Genomic DNA, 18,492 nt, shown 5'->3' with positions numbered 1-18,492 from the left:
TTTCCTCGTTATGGTATGGCTTAACTGGACGCGTCCTGGATCGCGGACAGCAGCCATGGCTCCCCAGCCTGGCGGGTGAAAGTCCACAGCTCGGTGGCTTCGACCGGATTGTTGGGATCGCCCTTCTCGACGGCGCCGGTCTGGCGGTTGCGCATGATGTCGATCGCCGACCAGCGCATAGCTACGGTTGCATAGTCGCGCGAACCCTCCCGCCACGCCTCGGCGACTTCGCCCTTCAGCAGCCGAAGGTTTGTCACCTCGTTCTTGAGGCCGTGGGTAGCGTTGTCCGCCAGTTCCTCCGAAAGGTAGGAAACCATTTCGGGGGTCGTCAGCCGGCGCAACCCCTGATGATCCTCGCGGGTGAAGGCAGCCTGCACGTCGCCGAGGATTCGTTCGAACGCGTCACGATCGGCGTCCGTGATGCCGATTTCATCCGCGCCGGATGCATCAGTGGAGCCGAAGCTCGCGGCATTGGACGAATAGCTGGGCGGCGTGCCGCCCCAGCCCTGCCGTCCGAACGGAACGCCGGCGCTTCGCATGTTGGCCGGAGCGGCATTGTCGCGATTGAGGAAGCGCATCGCCAGCATCACGAGCCCGCCGATCAAGAGCAGTTGGAAGATGAAGCTCAGCCCGCCGCCTATGCCGCCGAAACCATGGCCCAGCATCATGCCGAACAGGCCCTGGAAGAACAGTCCTCCCACCAGGCCGCCGACAAAACCGCCGCCGAAACCACGCCAGAAACCGGGGCGAGCGGAGCCCGGAAACGACTGTGACGATGGGATGGACTGGGTGGTTTGCGGCGTCATCGAGCGCGTGACGGGTGCCGTGTAAGGGGCCGTCCTGGTCGGCGCGGGAGCCTGGTAGGTCCGGCTGCCGCGGCTGCCGAAGCTGCCGCCCATGCGCGCTTCGGCGGAGCCGATAGCGACGGTCCCGAGCGTCATCAGCAGGATCATGAGGATCGACGCGATTTTGATCGTTCGTGACTTCGACATTAAGCACAATCCCTGGGTACGTGAGCGCTTCACTTTGCGCGAGCCCCGTATATGGGATGTCAGGCGAGCCAGGTTTAGCCCCTGCTTCAATGCGTCCGCCGACCCGGTGAGGATCGTCCTGATCTTGGGCTCGCTCGCGGCTGCGCCTTCGCGCGGGGCGAGGTAACGGCGATACATCCCGAATCGGTCACCACCGTCGCGCCAAAGGTAAATTTTGATTCAAACTTTGTTGGTAATTTCTCATTAGGAATGGGGCTTCCGGCGGCGTCTTTCCTGCCTTCGGTCTGTTTTGTCTCGCGTACAGGTCAAAGATGCGGATTTTTGGCGTCGTCAGTTTCGTGCTCGCAGCGCTTTGCCTTGCCGGCTGCTCGTCCACGTCGGGCGTCGATGCCTTGCAGATGCCGTCCAACGAGACGACCAGCTCGGTCGTGCGGCCGAGCGCGCCGGTGTCGAAGGGCGTGAAGACCGCCGTAAGGGAAAAAACCGTCGAGACCGCGTCGATGTCGGGCATGGCGCGCATCGAGCCGCCGGCGTCGCTGCTTGACGAAGGTAACGCAAGTCCCGGCGACGAGAGCCCGCGCCCCTTCGGTCTCGCCGAGGAGGAGACGGTGAACTTCCCGGCGACCGCTCTGCCGGACAGCGTCGAGCCGCCGGTGCAGGAGGCGGCGCTCGTCTCGCCGCCGAAGCGGCTGTCGCGCGCCGCGCCCGCCATGCTCGCCAACCCGGTCACGCGCTATGCGTTCCGCGACGCCAAGCCGATCAATTTCGGCCGCTCCTCGCCGCGCCATCTGGCCGTGCACGGCGTCGACGTGTCGCGCTGGCAGGGCAACATCAACTGGGAAAAGCTGCGCGCCCAGGGCGCCAACTTCGCCTATATCAAGGCGACCGACGGCGGCGATCATCTCGACCCGATGTTCATGAAGAACTGGCGCAACGCCGATGCCGCCGGGCTGAAGCGCGGCGCCTATCATTTCTTCTACTGGTGCCGCACCGCCGGCGAGCAGGCCGACTGGTTCATCCGCAACGTGCCCAAGGTCGACGGCGCGCTGCCGCCGGTCATCGACGTCGAGTGGAACGGCGATTCCTCCTGCAAGCGCAGGCCATCGCGCGAGAAGGTGCTGGAAAAGATGCAGGTCTTCATGGACAAGCTGGAGCGCCACTACGGCCAGCGGCCCATCATCTACACCAGCCCCGATTTCTATCGCGACAACCTCCGCGGCGCCTTTCTGGATTATCCGTTCTGGCTGCGCGCGGTGGCGGCGCATCCGTCAAAGGTCTATCCAGGCCGCAAGTGGGTGTTCTGGCAGTATTCCGGCTCCGGCCTGTCACATGGCGTGAGCGGCCGCATCGACCTCAACGTCTTCCATGGTGATGAGCGGCAATGGCGCGCCTGGCTGGGCGGGGGCGGGCAGATGGTGGCCGACGCCGACTGAGGCGCATCGATATTCAGGTGAGGCCGGCCTGCGAATGGCGGCTTCCTGCGCTTCCGGTGCTCACGTACTTCAAGTACGCTCCGCTCCGGTTCTCGGAAGCCACCATTCTCGACTCGGCCTGACCTGAATCTCGACGCGCCTCATGGCGCTATGTCGCTATCAGCGCCCCATGGATTCCGGCGCAATTTCGGTATTTTTCTAACCAGGCGCTCACCCTGTCTTTTAGCGGCGCGGCAACGACCTTCCGGTAACGTGTCCGTGATCGCATTTGGAGGGGTTGGATGCGTAATCCGGTTATGGCAATCGCCTTTGTCGCCGTCTTTGGCTACGGACTTTACAACGCCGCCGGCTACAGGCCGGACAGCAGGCCTGTCGCCATTCCGGCAGCGGCGCCAGGCGCGCTGCCGATGTCGCCGCGACCGATCAAGCCGAACGTGGTCGCGTATTCCACCGCCGACGATGCAATGCAAGGCGCCAAGGCCAAAGGCCGTGCGACGCTGCCGCGGTTCCATGAACTGATCGATGCCGGAACGCGCGGGACCTATACCGTGAAGTTCCCGCTCACGCAGAACGGCGCCACCGAGCACATCTGGCTGCAGCTCGTCGGGTTCAGCAACGGTCATTTCGTCGGCCTGCTCGCCGACGAGCCCGTCAACGGCAACAAGTACAAGATGGGCGACCGCATGAGCGTGGCGGAAGCCGATGTCGAGGACTGGATGATCCGCGACGGCGGCAACGTCTATGGCGGCTACACCGTGCGACAGGCGTTGGCCGACATGCCGAAGGAGCAGGCGGCGAAATACGGGATCACGTTCAAGGATTGAGCGGGTTTCTCCTTCTCCCACAAGGTGAGAAGGAGAGGGCGCGCATCACCGCTCGTTGATCATCGCCTCGATGTTGTACCGTCGGGATCGAGCACGAAGCAGCCGCATAGTCCCGAAGGCCAGAAGACGCCTTCCTTGCCGAAGGCGAGGCTGTAGCTCAGGGGCGAAAACGCCTTTTCGTAGAAGAGCTTGCTCTTGGCGAGGTCGCTCACTTCGATCGTGATGTGGTCGATCATGACGCGTTCAAGCTCATAAATGAAATCGGCCCGATCTTACGACCGGGCCGAAGGATTTCAGAGGCTCAGAGCTCCTCAGCTGCACCCACTCGTGCTTCCGCACGTGTCGCACTTCTCGCAGGTGCCGTTCCGCACCATGGTGAAGTTGTGGCACTCGGAGCATTCGTTGCCGGTGTAGCCTTGCAGCAGCGACTGCTGGCGGCGGGTGGCGGCGAGCTTTTTCGCCTCCGCGGCTTCGTTGGCCGCGGCGTCGGTGAATAGGGCCTCGGCGCCGCCGGCGGCTTCGGCTTCTTCTTCCACCATGTCCTCGGCCAGTTCCCGGGCGCGCTCCTCATAGTCGCGCTTGTAGGCGAGCGCCTCGTCGCTGGCCGGCTTCAGCGCCAGCACGTTGGAGCCGGCGAAGGCCGTGGGCGCGGCGCGGGCAGGGGCCGGCGTCGACGTTGAGCCGCCGAAGCCCTTGGGCTCGCTGCCCATGCCGCTCACCAGCTTCACGGGCGAGGCACCGCGATAGAGGCCCTTGGAGAAGGGCGTCGCCTTGCCTTCGGTGATGCCGCGGCCGAGCGCCGTCTTGTCGAAGTCCGACTGGTCGACATGGGCGAGGTCGTGGCGGCCGAGATAGGACACCGCCAGCTCGCGGAACACATAGTCGAGGATCGACGTGGCGTTCTTGATCGCGTCGTTGCCCTGCACCATGCCGGCCGGCTCGAACTTGGTGAAGGTGAAGGCCTCGACATATTCATCGAGCGGCACGCCGTACTGCAGGCCGAGCGAGATGGCGATGGCGAAGTTGTTCATCATCGCGCGGAAGGCAGCACCCTCCTTGTGCATGTCGATGAAGATCTCGCCCAGGCGCCCGTCGTCGAACTCGCCGGTGCGGAGATACACCTTGTGCCCGCCGACGACCGCCTTCTGCGTGTAACCCTTGCGGCGGTTCGGCAGCTTCTCGCGGTCGCGGTAGAGGCGTTCCACCACGCGCTCGACGATCTTTTCCGTCACCTGCACGGCGCGCTGCGCGGCGGGCGCGGCGATCAGCTGCTCGACGGCCTCGTCCTCATCCTCGTCGTCATCGGCGAGCAGCGAGGCGTTGAGCGGCTGCGACAGCTTCGAGCCGTCGCGATAAAGCGCGTTCGCCTTCAGCGCCAGCTTCCAGGACAGCATATAGGCGTTCTTGGCGTCCTCGACCGTCGCCTCGTTCGGCATGTTGATGGTCTTGGAGATGGCGCCCGAGATGAAGGGCTGCGCCGCGGCCATCATCAGGATGTGGCTCTGGATCGAGAGCGAGCGCTTGCCGATCTTGCCGCAGGGGCTGGCGCAGTCGAACACCGGCAGGTGCTCGGCCTTGAGGAAGGGCGCGCCTTCGAGCGTCATCGCGCCGCAGACATGGATGTTGGCGGCGTCGATGTCCTTCTTGGAGAAGCCCAGCGCCGGCAGCATCTCGAAGGAGAAGTCGCCGAGCTGCTCGTCGGTAAAGCCGAGCGTCTCCTTCACCCAGTCGGCGCCGAGCGTCCACTGGTTGAACACGAACTTGATGTCGAAGGCCGACTTCAGCGCCGCGTTCAGCGCGGCGATCTTCTCGTCGGTGAAGCCCTTGGCCTTCAGCGTCGACGGGTTGATGCCGGGCGCCTGGTTGAGGTTGCCGTGGCCGACGGCATAGGCCTCGATCTCGGCGATCTGGCTTTCGGAGTAACCCAGCGTGCGCAGCGCTTCCGGCACGGCGCGGTTGATGATCTTGAAATAGCCGCCGCCGGCGAGCTTCTTGAACTTCACCAGGGCGAAGTCCGGCTCGATGCCGGTGGTGTCGCAATCCATGACGAGGCCGATCGTGCCGGTCGGCGCGATCACGGTCGCCTGCGCATTGCGGTAGCCATGCTCCTCGCCGAGCTCGATGGCGCGGTCCCAGGCGGCGCGGGCGTGCTCGGCCAAAGCTTGCTGCTTGAGGTCGGACGCGACCAGCGGCACCGGGTTGACGGAGAGCTTCTCGTAGCCGTCCTTGTCGCCATAGGCGGCGCGGCGATGGTTGCGCATGACGCGCAGCATGTTCTGGGCGTTGCGGTCATAGTCCGGGAAGGCGCCGAGCTCGGAAGCCATCTCGGCCGAGGTCGAGTAGGCGACGCCGGTCATGATGGCGGTGAGCGCGGCGCAGATCGCGCGGCCCTCGTCGGAGTCGTAAGGAATGCCGGAGGTCATCAGCAGGCCGCCGATATTGGCGTAGCCGAGGCCGAGCGTGCGGTAGTCGTAGGAGAGCTTGGCGATTTCCTTCGACGGGAACTGCGCCATCATCACCGAGATCTCGAGCACGATGGTCCACAGCCGAACGGTGTGCTCATAAGCGGCGATGTCGATCGTGCCGTCTTCCTTGCGGTAGGGCAGGAGGTTGATCGAGGCGAGATTGCAGGCCGTGTCGTCGAGGAACATGTATTCCGAGCACGGGTTGGAGGCCCGGATCGCACCGGCGGAAGCGCAGGTGTGCCAGTCGTTCATCGTCGTGTTGAAATGCAGGCCGGGGTCTGCCGACGCCCAGGCGGCATAGCCGATCTTTTCCCAGAGGTCCCGCGCCTTCAGCGTCTTCAGCACCTTGCCGTCCTTGCGGGCGGTGAGCTGCCAGTCGCCGTCGGCTTCCACAGCGCGCAGGAAATTGTCCTTCAGCGACACCGAGTTGTTGGAGTTCTGGCCCGAGACCGTGAGGTAGGCGTCGGAATCCCAGTCGGTGTCGTAGGTGTTGAACGACATCGAAGTGTAGCCCTGGCGGGCGAACTGGATGACGCGGTAGATGTAGTTCTCCGGCACGGCATCCTTCTTGGCCGCCTTGATCTCGCGCTTCAGCGCAGTGTTCAGCGCCGGGTCGAAGCAATCGTCGCCATCGCCCTCGCAATTGACGCAGGCCTTCATGATGGCTTCGAGATGCTTCTTGACGATCTTGGAGCCGGTCACCAGCGAGGCGACCTTCTGCTCCTCATTGACCTTCCAGTCGATGAATTGCTCGATGTCGGGGTGGTCGGCGTCGACGATGACCATCTTGGCCGCGCGGCGCGTCGTGCCGCCCGACTTGATGGCGCCGGCCGCGCGGTCGCCGATCTTGAGGAAGCTCATCAGGCCGGAGGAGCGGCCGCCGCCCGACAGCTTCTCGCCTTCGCCGCGCAGCATGGAGAAGTTCGAGCCGGTGCCGGAGCCGTATTTGAACAGGCGCGCCTCACGCACCCACAGGTCCATGATGCCGCCCTCGTTGACGAGGTCGTCCTGCACGCTCTGGATGAAGCAGGCATGCGGCTGCGGATGCTCATAGGCCGACTTCGACTTGGTCAGCTTGCCGGTGAAGGGGTCGACATAGAAGTGGCCCTGGCTCGGCCCGTCGATGCCGTAGGCCCAGTGCAGGCCGGTGTTGAACCACTGCGGCGAGTTCGGCGCGACGCGCTGGGTGGCCAGCATATAGGCAAGCTCGTCGCGGAAGGCGCGCGCATCCTCCTCCGACTTGAAATAGCCGCCCTTCCAGCCCCAATAGGTCCAGGTGCCGGAGAGACGGTCAAAGACCTGGCGGGCATCGGTCTCCGAACCATAGCGCTCGGCCTCGGGCAGCTTGGCGAGCTCGGCCTCGTCGGCAACCGAGCGCCACAGGAAGGAGGGAACGTCGTTCTCCTCGACCTTCTTCAGGCGCGCCGGCACGCCGGCCTTGCGGAAATATTTCTGCGCCAGGATGTCGGCCGCGACCTGGCTGAATTGCGCCGGCACATCGATGTTGTCGAGGCGGAACACCACCGAGCCATCGGGATTCTTGATCTCCGACAAAGCCTTGCGGAATTCGATCTCCGCATAGGCCGATTGCTCTGGCTTGGTGAAGCGACGCTCGATGCGCATTGGTCCGGTCCCTTTGTGTCTATATATAGCGCCTTTCCCCGGGGATTTCTGCCCCGCATGGCGAAAAGCGCAGTCCGCCGTTTGCCGGCATCGCGGGGGACGCCGGCATTCTCCTCGTCGCGGGCGCCGCCATGCAGACAGCAAAACACCTTGCCGGGCATTTGCCCGGGCTGCAGGCCGACCCCCGCGGGTCCCTCAACTGAAACTTTGGTCGATTCCCTCGGAAGAGGGAGGTTCACACTATCTAGGGTCCAGCCTGCCTGCAAACACTAAATATAGTGTTAACAGATCATTTTTTCCAGGCCGACAATTCTCCCTTTCGCCCACCCAAGCCCTAATGATCCCAACGCTTCCGCCGGCCTCGTGAACGGGCGGAAATGTGGGCAAAACGCACAAAATCCGGGAAAAAAGACCGGCCTCTGAACTCTCCGGTCACGCCCGCAACAGGAGCGCATGGCCCATAAAAAGCGACTCGTTCCGACCCGTCAAGGATTCGTTTTTGTAGCTTTTGTGACCCCAACATCTTGTGTGTCACACATGTGGATAACGGGGACATGACAAGCCCGGCTTTGCAGGCACTTGACGCCGTTTCTCAGGCCGCCAGGAAGCCGTGTCGGGCTGCGGCTTTTCATTTTAGCTGGCTTGCACTATCTGTTGCGTTCGCGCGGGGGGCGCGCCTTGTCAACACCAAAAGCATCCGCTACGCCCCGCTCATGACAGTTACCGTACGTTTTGCCCCGTCACCGACCGGCCGCATCCATATCGGCAATGCGCGCACCGCGCTGTTCAACTGGCTTTTTGCCATGAACAACAAGGGCCGATTCATACAGCGTTTCGACGACACCGATATTGCCCGCTCGAAGCAGGAATATGCCGATTCCATTCTTTACGACCTGCACTGGCTGGGCATCTTCCCGGACGTCACCGAGTATCAGTCGCGCCGCTTCGAGATCTACGACGCGGCGGTCGAGCGGCTGAAGGCGGCTCGCGTGCTCTATGCCTGCTACGAGACGCCGGAAGAGCTCGACCTGCGCCGCAAGGTGCGCCGCACGCGCGGCCTGCCGCCTGTCTATGGCCGCGAGGCGCTGACGCTGACGCCGGAGCAGGTGGCCGAGTACCAGTCGGACGGACGCAAGCCGCATTGGCGCTTCCTGCTGCCCAATTTCACCAGCGACCCGCTGCAGCCGGAGCGCACCGAGGTGCATTGGAACGATCTGGTGCGCGGCGAGGAGACCGTCGATCTCGCCTCGCTGTCGGATCCTGTCCTGGTGCGCGAGGACGGCACCTATCTCTACACGCTGCCTTCGGTGGTCGACGACATCGAGATGGGCGTCAGCCACGTCATCCGTGGCGACGACCATGTCACCAACACCGGCGTGCAGATCGCCATCTTCAAGGCGCTCGGCGCCGAGCCACCGGTCTTCGGCCACCACAACCTGCTGACCACGGTATCGGGCGAGGGGCTGTCGAAGCGCACCGGCGCTCTGTCGATCGAAAGCCTGCGCGAGGATGGCATCGAGCCGATGGCGGTTGCCTCGCTGGCCGTGCTCGTCGGCACGTCGGAGAATGTCACCGCCGCGCGCGACCTCAACGAGCTTGCCGGCCATTTCGACCCGGCGGCGACGTCCAAGTCAGCCTCGAAATTCGACCCGGACGAACTCTTCGTGCTCAACCGCACGCTGATGCATCATATGCCGTTCGAGGAAGCGCGCGACCGGCTGATCGTGCTTGGCATTTCCGGCGAGAAGGCCGAGCCGTTCTGGCTGGCAGTGCGCGGCAATCTCGACCGCCTGTCGGACGCCGCCATCTGGTGGCGCATCCTGAACGAGGGTCCGCAAGAGCCGGCCGAGTTTTCCGGCGAGGATCGCGACTTCCTCAACCAGGCGTTCGATCTGCTGCCGGAGGAGCCGTGGAACGGCACCGTCTGGAAGGACTGGACCGGCAAGATCAGGGAAGCGACCGGGCGCAAGGGCAAGCCGTTGTTCATGCCGCTGCGGTTGGCGCTTACCGGGCGGACTTCGGGGCCGGAGCTTTCAGATCTATTGCCGCTGATGGGTCGGGAAGGAACGCTGGCCCGACGACCCTGACCTTGCGCTGATCCGGCGGCAGCGCCGAGACCGGCGACACCGGCGCCTTGGTGGTCAGCCGCTTGATCGCTTCCAGGTCGAGCCCGCCTTCGGCATTGGCGAGCGTTTCGGGATCGGCGCCGGGATCGGGCTTCACTGCCGGCACGGGGATGAAGGGCGCCATCCCGCTCTCCGGCCGCGACTGCTCGGGATTGGGCGGGTTGCCGCCGATGATCGTGAAATTGCTGGCCTGCGCGTTGCAGCCGCAACTCGGCGGGCGTGAGTAATTGACCTGCTTGTAGAGATAGGCGGTCGGCAGCGAGGCGTAGGGTTGCCCGGTGACCGAGGAGGTCATCGATCCCGAATCGTCGTCCATTCCGCGCGAATAGAAGACCTGCATCTCGGTGCCGGGGCAGCTCGATTCGCAATTCTTCTGGTCGCGTTCGAAATCTCCGACGGACGCAGCATTGGACATCGGGAAGAAATAGCCGTCGCAGGTGCGCACGCACATCGTGCGGAACTCGCCGACCGGCCTTGGCAGGTCCGTGCCGTCCGGCTGGTTGATGATGCGGCGGATGTTGCGCACGCTGGGATCATCGGCAGGTACGTCCGCCGCGTCCGGGGCGCCGGGAGCATCGGGCGTTTCGAGCTGCTGGTCCTGGCGGCCGAAAAGTTGCTCGAACAGATTGCCGCCGGCATTGTCGCGGGAAGCCTCCTGAAGCGGCGCGCGGCGGGGCGGGGGCTCGTCGCCGCGGCAGCCATTGGCATCGAGCGCCGCGAGGATACGACTGCGGTCGCGCCGCGTGCCGCCACCGGCGGACAGCCGCTCGCGCTTGGCCTGCAGCGTGTCGAGATTGGCGTTCATGCGCTCTATCGAGGCGTTGATCGCCGCGCACTGGCTGACATTGCGTGAAAAAAGCGTGAAGCCGCAATTGGCGTCGCTTGCCCGGCTGCGGGCCTTCGCCAACTGCTCGCGCTGGCGCGCGATCGCGTCGTCATATTTGCGCACGAGGCCCGGCCCTCCGCCGCCACCGCGCGTAGCGGCGAGTTCGGCTTCGAGCTGCCGGCATATGCGGGATGCCGCCAGGGAGTCCGTGACGGCGACGGCTGAGCCTGCAAGCGCCGCAAGCAGCGCCGCAAGATGCATCAGCTTCAACCCCTTCATCCGCCTGGAATCCCGATTGCCCGTGGGCGGAAGGCTACCGCGTTCGTGGTTAACTGTTCCCTAGTCTGCTCTGGCGCCGCCTCAATTCAGATCGACGAGCGCCTGCGCCTTGTGCGCCGCCTCGACAACGGCCAGCGCGGTCATGTTGACGACGCCGCGCGAGGTCACCGAAGGCGTCAAGATGTGCGCGGGCTTGTCGGTGCCGAGCAGGATCGGCCCGACATGCAGCGCATCCATCATGGCGCCCAGCGCCGTAAGCGTGATGTTGGCCGAATCGAGGTTCGGGAAGACCAGCAGATTGGCTTCGCCGTTCAGCCTGGAATGCGGATAGACGCGCTGGCGCAGATGTTGCGAAAGCGCTGTATCGGCATGCATCTCGCCGTCGCATTCAAGGTCGGGCGCGATGCGCGCCAGGATCGCCGCGGCTTGCCGCATCTTGAACGCACTCGGCGCGTCGCGCGATCCGAAATCCGAGAAGGAGAGCAAGGCGGCCTTGGGTTCCATGCCGAAACGCCTGATCTCCTCCGCCGCCAGAACGGTCATCTCGGCAATCTCTTCGGCGGTCGGGTCGATGGAGACATAGGTATCGGTGAGAAAGATGATGCCCCGCTGCGAAATCAGCATGGAGAGCGTCGAAAGATCCCGGTCCTTGACGCCGGCGCGCGGCCCGATGATCAGCGAGACATTGCGCAAATGCCGCTCGAAGCGGCCTTCGAGCCCGCAGATCATGGCATCCGCGTCGCCGCGCCTCAGCGCGAGTGCCGCGATCACCGTATTGTTGGTGCGCACCATGGTGCGGGCGGCTTCCGTCGTCACGCCGCGCCGGCCGGCAAGCTCGATCAAAAGGTCGACATAATGGCGGTAGCGCGGATCGTCTTCCGGATTGATCAACGCGAAATCGACGCCCGGCCGGATGCGCAGGCCATAACGCTTCAGGCGCACCTCCACCACATGCGGGCGGCCGATCAGGGTCGGTTCGGCAATGCCTTCCTCCAGCACCACTTGTGCTGCGCGCAGCACGCGCTCGTCCTCGCCGTCGGCATAGATGACGCGCTTGGCGCTTGCCGTCTTGGCCGAGGAAAACACCGGCTTCATCACCAGGCCGGAGCGGAAGACGAAGCGGTTGAGCTTGTCGATATAGGCGGCGAAATCGGCGATCGGCCGGGTTGCAACGCCGGTATCGCAGGCAGCCTTCGCCACCGCCGGCGCGATGCGCAGGATCAGGCGCGGATCGAAGGGCGAGGGGATCAGGAAATCGGGACCGAATATCGGCGTCTCGCCGGAATAGGCGCGCGCCGCGACATCGGAGGGCTCTTCGCGGGCAAGGGCGGCGATCGCCCGCACGGCCGCCATCTTCATCTCCTCGTTGATAGCGCTGGCGCCGCAGTCCAGCGCGCCGCGGAAGATATAAGGAAAGCACAGCACGTTATTGACTTGGTTGGGAAAATCCGAGCGGCCGGTGCAGATCATGGCGTCCGGCCGCGCGGCGCGCGCCGCTTCCGGCATGATCTCGGGATTGGGGTTGGCCAAGGCCAGGATCAGCGGCTTCGGCGCCATGTGCTCCAGAAGCTCCGGCTTCAGCACGCCGGCGGCGGAGAGGCCGAGAAAGACGTCGGCACCAGGAATGACATCGGCCAGCGTGCGCGCCTCGGTGTCCTTCACATAAGGGTCTTTCCAGCGGTCCATCTCCTCGACGCGGCCCTTGTAGGCGACGCCGAAACGGTCGGTGACCCAGATGTTTTCCACCTTGGCGCCGAGCGAGACCAGAAGGTTGAGGCAGGCAAGCGCGGCAGCGCCGGCGCCGGAGGTGACAATCTTGATGTCGGAAATCGTCTTGCCCGCCAGTTCCAGCCCGTTGAGCACGGCGGCGGCGACGATGATCGCAGTGCCGTGCTGGTCGTCGTGGAAAACCGGAATGCCCATGCGGGCCTTCAGCCGCTCCTCGACCTCGAAGCATTCCGGCGCCTTGATGTCCTCGAGATTGATGCCGCCGAAGGTCGGCTCGAGCGCGGCCACCGTCTCGACCATGCGCTCGATCCCCGGTGCGTCGATCTCGATGTCGAAGACGTCTATGCCGGCGAATTTCTTGAACAGCACCGCCTTGCCTTCCATCACCGGCTTGGAGGCGAGCGGGCCGATATTGCCGAGCCCAAGCACGGCGGAGCCGTTGGAGACGACGCCGACGAGATTGGCGCGGGCGGTGTAGTCGGCGGCGGTCGCCGGATCATCGCGAATCTCGAGGCAGGGGGCTGCCACGCCCGGCGAATAGGCAAGGGCCAGGTCGCGCTGGTTGCCGAGCGGCTTCGTCGCCTGGATCTCGAGCTTTCCCGGAGTGGGATGCTTGTGGAAGAAGAGGGCGGCCTCGTCGAGGTCCGACCGGGCCGTTTTCTTGTTCTCGCCGTCCATCCGGCCCCTCCCTGCGATGCTGCTTTGGAGCCTTTTAGCATGCGTCGGAGCGTTTTCGCGACGGCAAATAACTTGCTCCGGCCTTCACAATGTCGGAGCGAAAATAATCAACCGATTCCAGATAGTTGGGCTGCGAGCCTCAAGCTTTTTGAATTGGCGGCGATCAGAACGCGCTGACGTAGAGGCCGCCGTCGACCGGGATGTTCTGGCCGGTGAGATAGCCGGCATGGACCGAGCAGAGGAAGGCGCAGATCTGGCCGAACTCCTCCGGCGTGCCGAGACGTTTCGCCGGCACGTCGGCACTGATGCGGGCCTTGCGCGCTGCGGCAGCGGACGGGTCTTCCGGAGTGCCGGCCTCATGCGGGCCGCGCAGCCGGTCGGTATCGAGCTTGCCGGGCAGGAGGCTGTTGATGGTGACGTTGCGGTCGATCACGGTGCGCGCCACCCCGGCGAGGAAGGAGGTCAGGCCGGCGCGCGCGCCGGACGACAGGTCAAGGCCGGGGATCGGCACATAGACCGACAGCGAAGTGATGTTGACGATGCGGCCGAAGCCGCGCTTGGCCATGCCGTCGATCACCGCCTGGATCAGCTCGATGGGCGTCACCATGTTCTGGGTCACACCCTCGAGGATCTTGGCGCGGTCGAGCTCGCGGAAGTCGCGCAGCGGCGGGCCGCCATTGTTGTTGACCAGGATGTCGGGTTCGGGACAGGCGGCAAGCAGCGCCTTCTGCACCTCGGGCTTCGACACATCGCCTGCGACTTCGACCACCGTGACGCCGAACTTTTCGCGAATTTCGGCGGCGGTCCTGGCCAGAAGCTCAGCGTTGCGCCCGTTGACGACGAGGTCGACGCCCGCCTCGGCCAGCGCCATGGCGCAGCCTTTTCCAAGTCCCTTGCTCGAAGCACAGACGATGGCCTTCTTGCCGCGAATGCCGAGATCCATGGTGATTTTCTCCTGATGCGTTTGGCACGCAGGCTAGCGCCTGGGCTGGACCAACCGCAACCGTCATACGGTTGTTGCATGAATCGGGGCATAGGCACGCGAAAGCAAAGGGTAAATCGTGATGTCAGACCCAGAGCCCCGCACTTTCCGCGCAATGTTCATTTCCGACGTGCATCTCGGCTCGAAGGCGGCCAAGGCCGATTTCCTGATCGATTTCCTGCGGTATCACGATGCTGAGATCATCTACCTTGTCGGCGATATCGTCGATGGCTGGCGGCTGCGGCGCAGCTGGCATTGGCCGCAGAGCCACAACGACGTGGTGCAGAAGCTGCTGCGCAAGGCGCGCAAGGGCGCCTCGATCACCTATATCGCCGGCAATCACGACGAATTCGCGCGCCAGTTCCAGGGCGTGCATTTCGGCGGCATCGTCGTCGCCGACCGCGCCATTCACGAGACCGCCGACGGCCGGCGCCTGCTGGTCATCCATGGCGACCAGTTCGACACGGTGGTGCACAACCAGCGCTGGCTCGCCTATCTTGGCGACTATGCCTATGACACGGCGATGCTGATCAACCGGGTGGTGACGAAGCTGCGCCATCTGCTCGGCCTGCCTTACTGGTCGTTCTCGTCCTGGGCCAAGGTCAAGGTGAAGAAGGCGGTGAACTTCATCGGCTCGTTCCAGACGGTGCTTTCGGAAGAAGCCCGGCGCTCGCATGTCGATGGCGTGATCTGCGGCCATATCCATCACGCCGCCATCGAAAGCTATGGCGACGTGCAGTACATCAACACCGGCGACTGGGTGGAAAGCTGCACGGCGGTGGTCGAGCATTTCGATGGCCGCATGGAAATCCTGACCTGGGCGCATGTGCTGCCTGAGGCTTCGGCCGGCAACGAAACGCTGGTGCCGATCGACATCATCGATCTCAAGGGCAGGGCAGCTCAGGCCGCCTGAACGCAGCCGCACGTCGCGGGTCGGGCTGCCGCCTTCGTCGCGCTGACGCGCGCAGCCTGCTTCCCTGCGCAGTTCGTCAACAGCTTTGCCGCCGATCGATTGATCCAGCCAGTTCCGCCGCGCCTTGCTGCATGTTAGGGATCGAGACGCGTTGCAGGCCGTCGATTGCAGCGTAATTGGATCGATTCATGTCGCTGCCGCCCCTGTCGCCCGAGCAACTCGTCAAACCAAGCCATTTCGAATTGCGCATGAGCCTGATCTTCGCGACCTTGTTCGTGTCGCAAGGCACGCACCTGCCTTATTTTCCGCTCTGGCTGCAGGCGAAAGGTTTTCATGCGGAGCAGATCGCCGTCATCCTGGCGGCGCCGATGTTCCTGCGCGTGATGACGACGCCGATGCTGACGGCGCTCGCCGACCGGGCGAAGGACCGCGCCAATGTCTACATCGTTCTGGTCGCGGCCTCGATGGTCATCTCGGCTGGCTACTTCCTTCCGGCCACCTACGCCATCGTGCTCGCCGTGTCGCTGTTGCTGACGATCGTCTGGACGCCGCATTCGCCGATGGCCGATTCGCTGGCGCTGTCCGGCGTGCGGCGCTTCGGCTCCAATTACACGGCCATGCGCAAATGGGGTTCAATCTCTTATCTCGGCGCCAATGTCGTGGGCGGCTTCATCCTGGCGGCGACGGGTCCGCAAGCGGTTCCGGCCATCATCTTCGTCGCACTCGGCGCGGCCCTGGTCGCGGCAGTGGCGGCACCGCGCATGGGGCGGCCCCGCAAGGCCTCGCCACTGTCGGCCACCGAGATCCAGCATAAGGCGCCGAGCCTGTTCAACGCCTATTTCCTCTATTTCACGCTCGGCGTCGGCGTCATCACCGCCAGCCACGCCTTCCTTTACGGCTTCGTGTCGATCTACTGGAAATCGATCGGCATCGGCGATTCCGTCGTCGGCCTGCTATGGGCCTGGGGCGTGGTGTCCGAAGTCTGCATGTTCCTGTTCTTCAATCGTATTTTTGCTTCGGTCTCGGTCGTCAGGGTAATGGTGATCGCCGGCATCGGCTCGATCGTGCGCTGGATCGCCTTTCCGCTCGTCTGGCCGCTCGGTCTTGGCGTCGCCGGCTTCTTCCTTGTCCAGTCGCTGCATTCGGTGTCGGTGGCGATGGTTTTGATCGGTCTGCAGAAGATGATCGGCGAGACGGTTTCCGAGGAGCGCACCGGGGCCGCGCAAGGCATCGCCTATTTCTTCAATGGCTTCTTCATGGCGGCGGTGACGCTTGCCTCCGGCCCGCTCTACGACCGCCTGGGCGTCGACGGCTTCTGGGCGATGATCCCGATCGCCATCATTGGCATGGTGCTGATAGGCCTCGCTTCCCGCTCAGCCCCAAAGCACCCTGTCAGGGGATGAAACGAGCGATCCCTGGTAGACGAGCCCGGGCTCGCGATCGCGCGCCAAGAGCAGCGGACCGTCGAGGTCGACGAAGTCGGCATCCTGCGCCAACAGCACCGCCGGCGCCATGGCAAGCGAGGTGCCGACCATGCAGCCCACCATGATGCCGAAGCCCAGGTCGCGCGCGCGGTCGCGCAATGTCAACGCTTCCGTCAGGCCGCCGGACTTGTCGAGCTTGATGTTGACGGCGTCGTAGAGGCCGACCAGCGCATCGAGATCCTTCGCGGCATGCACGCTTTCGTCGGCGCAGACCGGCACCGGATGCGCGATCCGGCGCAGGATATCGTCCTTGCCGGCCGGCAGCGGCTGTTCCACCAGCGCGATGCCGTGCTGCGCGGCGAAGGCGAGGTTCGCCTCGACATTTTCGTCGGTCCAGCCCTCATTGGCATCGAGGATGATGCGGCTTTCGGGAGCGGCCTCCGTTACGGCGCGGATCCTCGCCATGTCGTTGTCGCCGCCGATCTTGACCTTGAGCAAGGGCCGCGCGGCGTTGGCGCGTGCTTGCGCCGCCATGGCTTCCGGTTCAGCGAGAGACAAGGTGTAGGCGGTTTCCAGCGGCCTGGTCTGAAGAATGCCGATCGCCGCCGCTACGGGCGTGCCGGTCAGCTTGGCTTCCAGGTCCCAAAGGGCGCAATCGATGGCGTTTCGCGCGGCGCCCGCGGGCATGGCCGCGAGCAGAGCGGTCCGGCCGATGCCGGCGAGGATCGGATCGCGCATGGCCTCGATGGCTGCGCGCACCCCCTCCATGGTCTCGCCATAGCGCTTGTAGGGCACGCATTCGCCGCGCCCGGAACGTCCCTGTTCAGTGATCGTTACGGTGATGACTTCGGCCTCGGTTTTGGACCCGCGTGAGATGGTGAAGGTGCCGGCGATCGGGAATCGCTCCATTTCGACCGAAATGACACGCGCCATAATTTTCTTCTCCGGCTGTGCGACACCGGTCTGCCGGCAAATCGACACGCCCGTCCCGTCACGCTAAACAGGGCGCCATGTTGACCATCCGCAAACGCAACGCAAGCGGCGAGGCCGCCAAGGACGCCGAGCACCGGCCGCGCGTTGCCGTGGGCGAGGAAGGCGGCGTGCTAGGCTGCGCCTTTTCCGGCGTGTGGACGACGCGCACCGTCGCGGCGGTCGATGCCGACATGCGCAAGATCGAGCAGAGAAGCGGCGCGAAACAGCTGACGCTCGATCTTTCCAACATCGAGAAAATGGACACTGCCGGCGCCTGGCTGATCGATCGGCTGGCCAGCGCCTTCGAGAAGAAAGGCGTCGAGGTCCATCTGCAGGGTCAGAGCGAGATCGCCTCGATCCTGCTCGGCGCGGTCGGAGACGCGGTCCGCCGCGAGCCTGAATCGGGCACGGCCGGTCCGCCCAACATCATCCTGCGCGCGCTGGAACTGGTCGGCCGCCGCGTCTATGAGATGCGGGACGATTTCGTCGCCTCGATGAACATCCTCGGCGCCACGATCCGCGGCGCGCAGATGAAGCTCGGACGCGGTCACGCGGTCAATCCCGCCGCGATCTTCAACCAGATCGATCGCATGGGCGTCGGCGCGATACCGGTGGTGGTGCTGATGTCGGCCATCGTCGGCGCCATCGTCGCCCAGCAGGGCGCCTATCAGCTCAGCTATTTCGGCGCCAACATCTTCGTCGTCGACCTCGTCGGCGTGCTCATCCTGCGCGAGCTCGGCGTGCTGATGACGGCGATCATGCTCGCGGGACGTTCGGGCAGCGCCATCACCGCCGAGATCGGCTCGATGAAGATGCGCGAGGAGGTCGACGCGCTGAAGGTGATCGGCCTCAACCCGATCGGCGTGCTGGTCTTTCCGCGGCTCGTCGCGCTGGTGATCGGGCTGCCATGCCTCACCATCATCGCCAATTTCGCGGCCCTCGCCGGGGGCATCGTCGCTGCCTGGCTCTATTCCGACATTCCGCCGGCAGCGTTCATCGACAGGCTGCGTGTGGCCATCGATCTCAGCACCATCTTCGCCGGCCTGATCAAGGCGCCATTCATGGCCCTGATCATCGGCATCATCGCATCGGTCGAGGGCATGAAAGTCGGCGGCAGCGCCGAATCGCTCGGCCTGCACGTGACCGCGTCCGTGGTGAAGTCGATCTTCGTCGTCATCATTCTCGACGGGCTTTTCGCCATGTTCTACGCAGCGATCGGGTTCTGAG

General features: G+C 64.4%; 11 protein-coding genes and 3 pseudogenes. 7 read left to right on the top strand and 7 right to left on the bottom strand.

From position 1 onward, the window contains the following. Positions 1 to 20 precede the first annotated feature (20 nt). A complete protein-coding gene (locus MJ8_RS18135) occupies positions 21 to 1,169 on the bottom strand; it encodes a Tim44 domain-containing protein (protein ID WP_225247956.1) in 1,149 nt (382 codons plus the stop codon). Between the two features lie 134 nt (positions 1,170 to 1,303). Here MJ8_RS18135 and MJ8_RS32805 point away from each other — a divergent pair. The 3 genes and pseudogenes from MJ8_RS32805 to MJ8_RS18125 form a co-directional block, all read left to right on the top strand. Further along, positions 1,304 to 1,442 (top strand): annotated as a pseudogene (locus MJ8_RS32805) (muramidase); the annotation flags it as partial. 119 nt (positions 1,443 to 1,561) lie between these two features. After that, positions 1,562 to 2,425: pseudogene (locus tag MJ8_RS18130) on the top strand (GH25 family lysozyme); the annotation flags it as partial. 281 nt (positions 2,426 to 2,706) lie between these two features. Then, on the top strand, positions 2,707 to 3,249 hold the full coding sequence (locus MJ8_RS18125) for a DUF2314 domain-containing protein (RefSeq protein WP_201410190.1): 543 nt from the start codon (positions 2,707 to 2,709) through the stop codon (positions 3,247 to 3,249). A gap of 119 nt (positions 3,250 to 3,368) precedes the next feature. Here MJ8_RS18125 and MJ8_RS18120 read toward each other — a convergent pair. Next, positions 3,369 to 3,485 (bottom strand): annotated as a pseudogene (locus MJ8_RS18120) (VOC family protein); the annotation flags it as partial. Positions 3,486 to 3,560: 75 nt separating this feature from the next. Beyond that, the gene (locus MJ8_RS18115; RefSeq protein ID WP_201410189.1) at positions 3,561 to 7,337 is read right to left on the bottom strand and encodes a vitamin B12-dependent ribonucleotide reductase; all 3,777 of its coding nucleotides are present in this window, start codon (positions 7,335 to 7,337) and stop codon (positions 3,561 to 3,563) included. Positions 7,338 to 8,050: 713 nt separating this feature from the next. On the opposite strand from MJ8_RS18115, the gene gltX reads away from it, so the two are divergent. Next, on the top strand, positions 8,051 to 9,424 hold the full coding sequence (gene gltX, locus MJ8_RS18110) for a glutamate--tRNA ligase (RefSeq protein ID WP_201410188.1): 1,374 nt from the start codon (positions 8,051 to 8,053) through the stop codon (positions 9,422 to 9,424). Here the strand turns inward: gltX and MJ8_RS18105 are convergent. The 3 genes from MJ8_RS18105 to MJ8_RS18095 all read right to left on the bottom strand — a co-directional run bounded on the left by MJ8_RS18105 (position 9,342) and on the right by MJ8_RS18095 (position 13,917). Then, positions 9,342 to 10,568, bottom strand: a complete 1,227-nt coding sequence (locus MJ8_RS18105) for a DUF2865 domain-containing protein (protein ID WP_201410187.1) — start codon at positions 10,566 to 10,568, stop codon at positions 9,342 to 9,344. The genes gltX and MJ8_RS18105 overlap by 83 nt on opposite strands. Before the next feature lie 81 nt (positions 10,569 to 10,649). Continuing rightward, complete coding sequence (locus MJ8_RS18100; protein WP_201410186.1) at positions 10,650 to 12,974, bottom strand: NADP-dependent malic enzyme; 2,325 nt, start codon at positions 12,972 to 12,974, stop codon at positions 10,650 to 10,652. Positions 12,975 to 13,137: 163 nt separating this feature from the next. Beyond that, entirely contained in the window at positions 13,138 to 13,917 is a 780-nt protein-coding gene (locus MJ8_RS18095) for an SDR family oxidoreductase (protein WP_201410185.1), read from the bottom strand. Positions 13,918 to 14,038: 121 nt separating this feature from the next. Between MJ8_RS18095 and MJ8_RS18090 the strand changes: the two genes are divergently transcribed. Together MJ8_RS18090 and MJ8_RS18085 are read left to right on the top strand one after the other, a co-directional pair. Then, positions 14,039 to 14,869, top strand: a complete 831-nt coding sequence (locus MJ8_RS18090; protein ID WP_412177067.1) for a UDP-2,3-diacylglucosamine diphosphatase — start codon at positions 14,039 to 14,041, stop codon at positions 14,867 to 14,869. Positions 14,870 to 15,057: 188 nt separating this feature from the next. Continuing rightward, complete coding sequence (locus tag MJ8_RS18085) at positions 15,058 to 16,272, top strand: MFS transporter (RefSeq protein WP_201410184.1); 1,215 nt, start codon at positions 15,058 to 15,060, stop codon at positions 16,270 to 16,272. On the opposite strand, the gene dgcA is transcribed toward MJ8_RS18085, so the two are convergent. Beyond that, positions 16,243 to 17,226, bottom strand: coding sequence for an N-acetyl-D-Glu racemase DgcA (gene dgcA / locus MJ8_RS18080; protein ID WP_201410183.1), 984 nt, complete (start codon positions 17,224 to 17,226; stop codon positions 16,243 to 16,245). The genes MJ8_RS18085 and dgcA overlap by 30 nt on opposite strands. A gap of 77 nt (positions 17,227 to 17,303) precedes the next feature. Between dgcA and MJ8_RS18075 the strand changes: the two genes are divergently transcribed. Then, positions 17,304 to 18,491, top strand: a complete 1,188-nt coding sequence (locus MJ8_RS18075; RefSeq protein WP_201410182.1) for an ABC transporter permease — start codon at positions 17,304 to 17,306, stop codon at positions 18,489 to 18,491. The last annotated feature ends 1 nt before the right edge of the window (position 18,492 follow it).

Origin of the sequence: Mesorhizobium sp. J8 (assembly GCF_016591715.1) — a bacterium.
Lineage (GTDB): Bacteria > Pseudomonadota > Alphaproteobacteria > Rhizobiales > Rhizobiaceae > Mesorhizobium.
Note: the sequence above shows the minus strand (reverse complement) of the source record. Positions and strands in the feature narration are given on the sequence as shown.

Coding starts and splice junctions, on each gene's coding strand:
- MJ8_RS18090 (WP_412177067.1), top strand. CDS start 14,039: ATGTCAGACCCAGAGCCCCGCACTTTCCGCGCAATGTTCATTTCCGAC.
- MJ8_RS18075 (WP_201410182.1), top strand. CDS start 17,304: ATGTTGACCATCCGCAAACGCAACGCAAGCGGCGAGGCCGCCAAGGAC.
- dgcA (WP_201410183.1), bottom strand. CDS start 17,226: ATGGCGCGTGTCATTTCGGTCGAAATGGAGCGATTCCCGATCGCCGGC.
- MJ8_RS18115 (WP_201410189.1), bottom strand. CDS start 7,337: ATGCGCATCGAGCGTCGCTTCACCAAGCCAGAGCAATCGGCCTATGCG.
- MJ8_RS18135 (WP_225247956.1), bottom strand. CDS start 1,169: ATGTATCGCCGTTACCTCGCCCCGCGCGAAGGCGCAGCCGCGAGCGAG.
- gltX (WP_201410188.1), top strand. CDS start 8,051: ATGACAGTTACCGTACGTTTTGCCCCGTCACCGACCGGCCGCATCCAT.
- MJ8_RS18095 (WP_201410185.1), bottom strand. CDS start 13,917: ATGGATCTCGGCATTCGCGGCAAGAAGGCCATCGTCTGTGCTTCGAGC.
- MJ8_RS18100 (WP_201410186.1), bottom strand. CDS start 12,974: ATGGACGGCGAGAACAAGAAAACGGCCCGGTCGGACCTCGACGAGGCC.
- MJ8_RS18125 (WP_201410190.1), top strand. CDS start 2,707: ATGCGTAATCCGGTTATGGCAATCGCCTTTGTCGCCGTCTTTGGCTAC.
- MJ8_RS18085 (WP_201410184.1), top strand. CDS start 15,058: ATGTCGCTGCCGCCCCTGTCGCCCGAGCAACTCGTCAAACCAAGCCAT.
- MJ8_RS18105 (WP_201410187.1), bottom strand. CDS start 10,568: ATGAAGGGGTTGAAGCTGATGCATCTTGCGGCGCTGCTTGCGGCGCTT.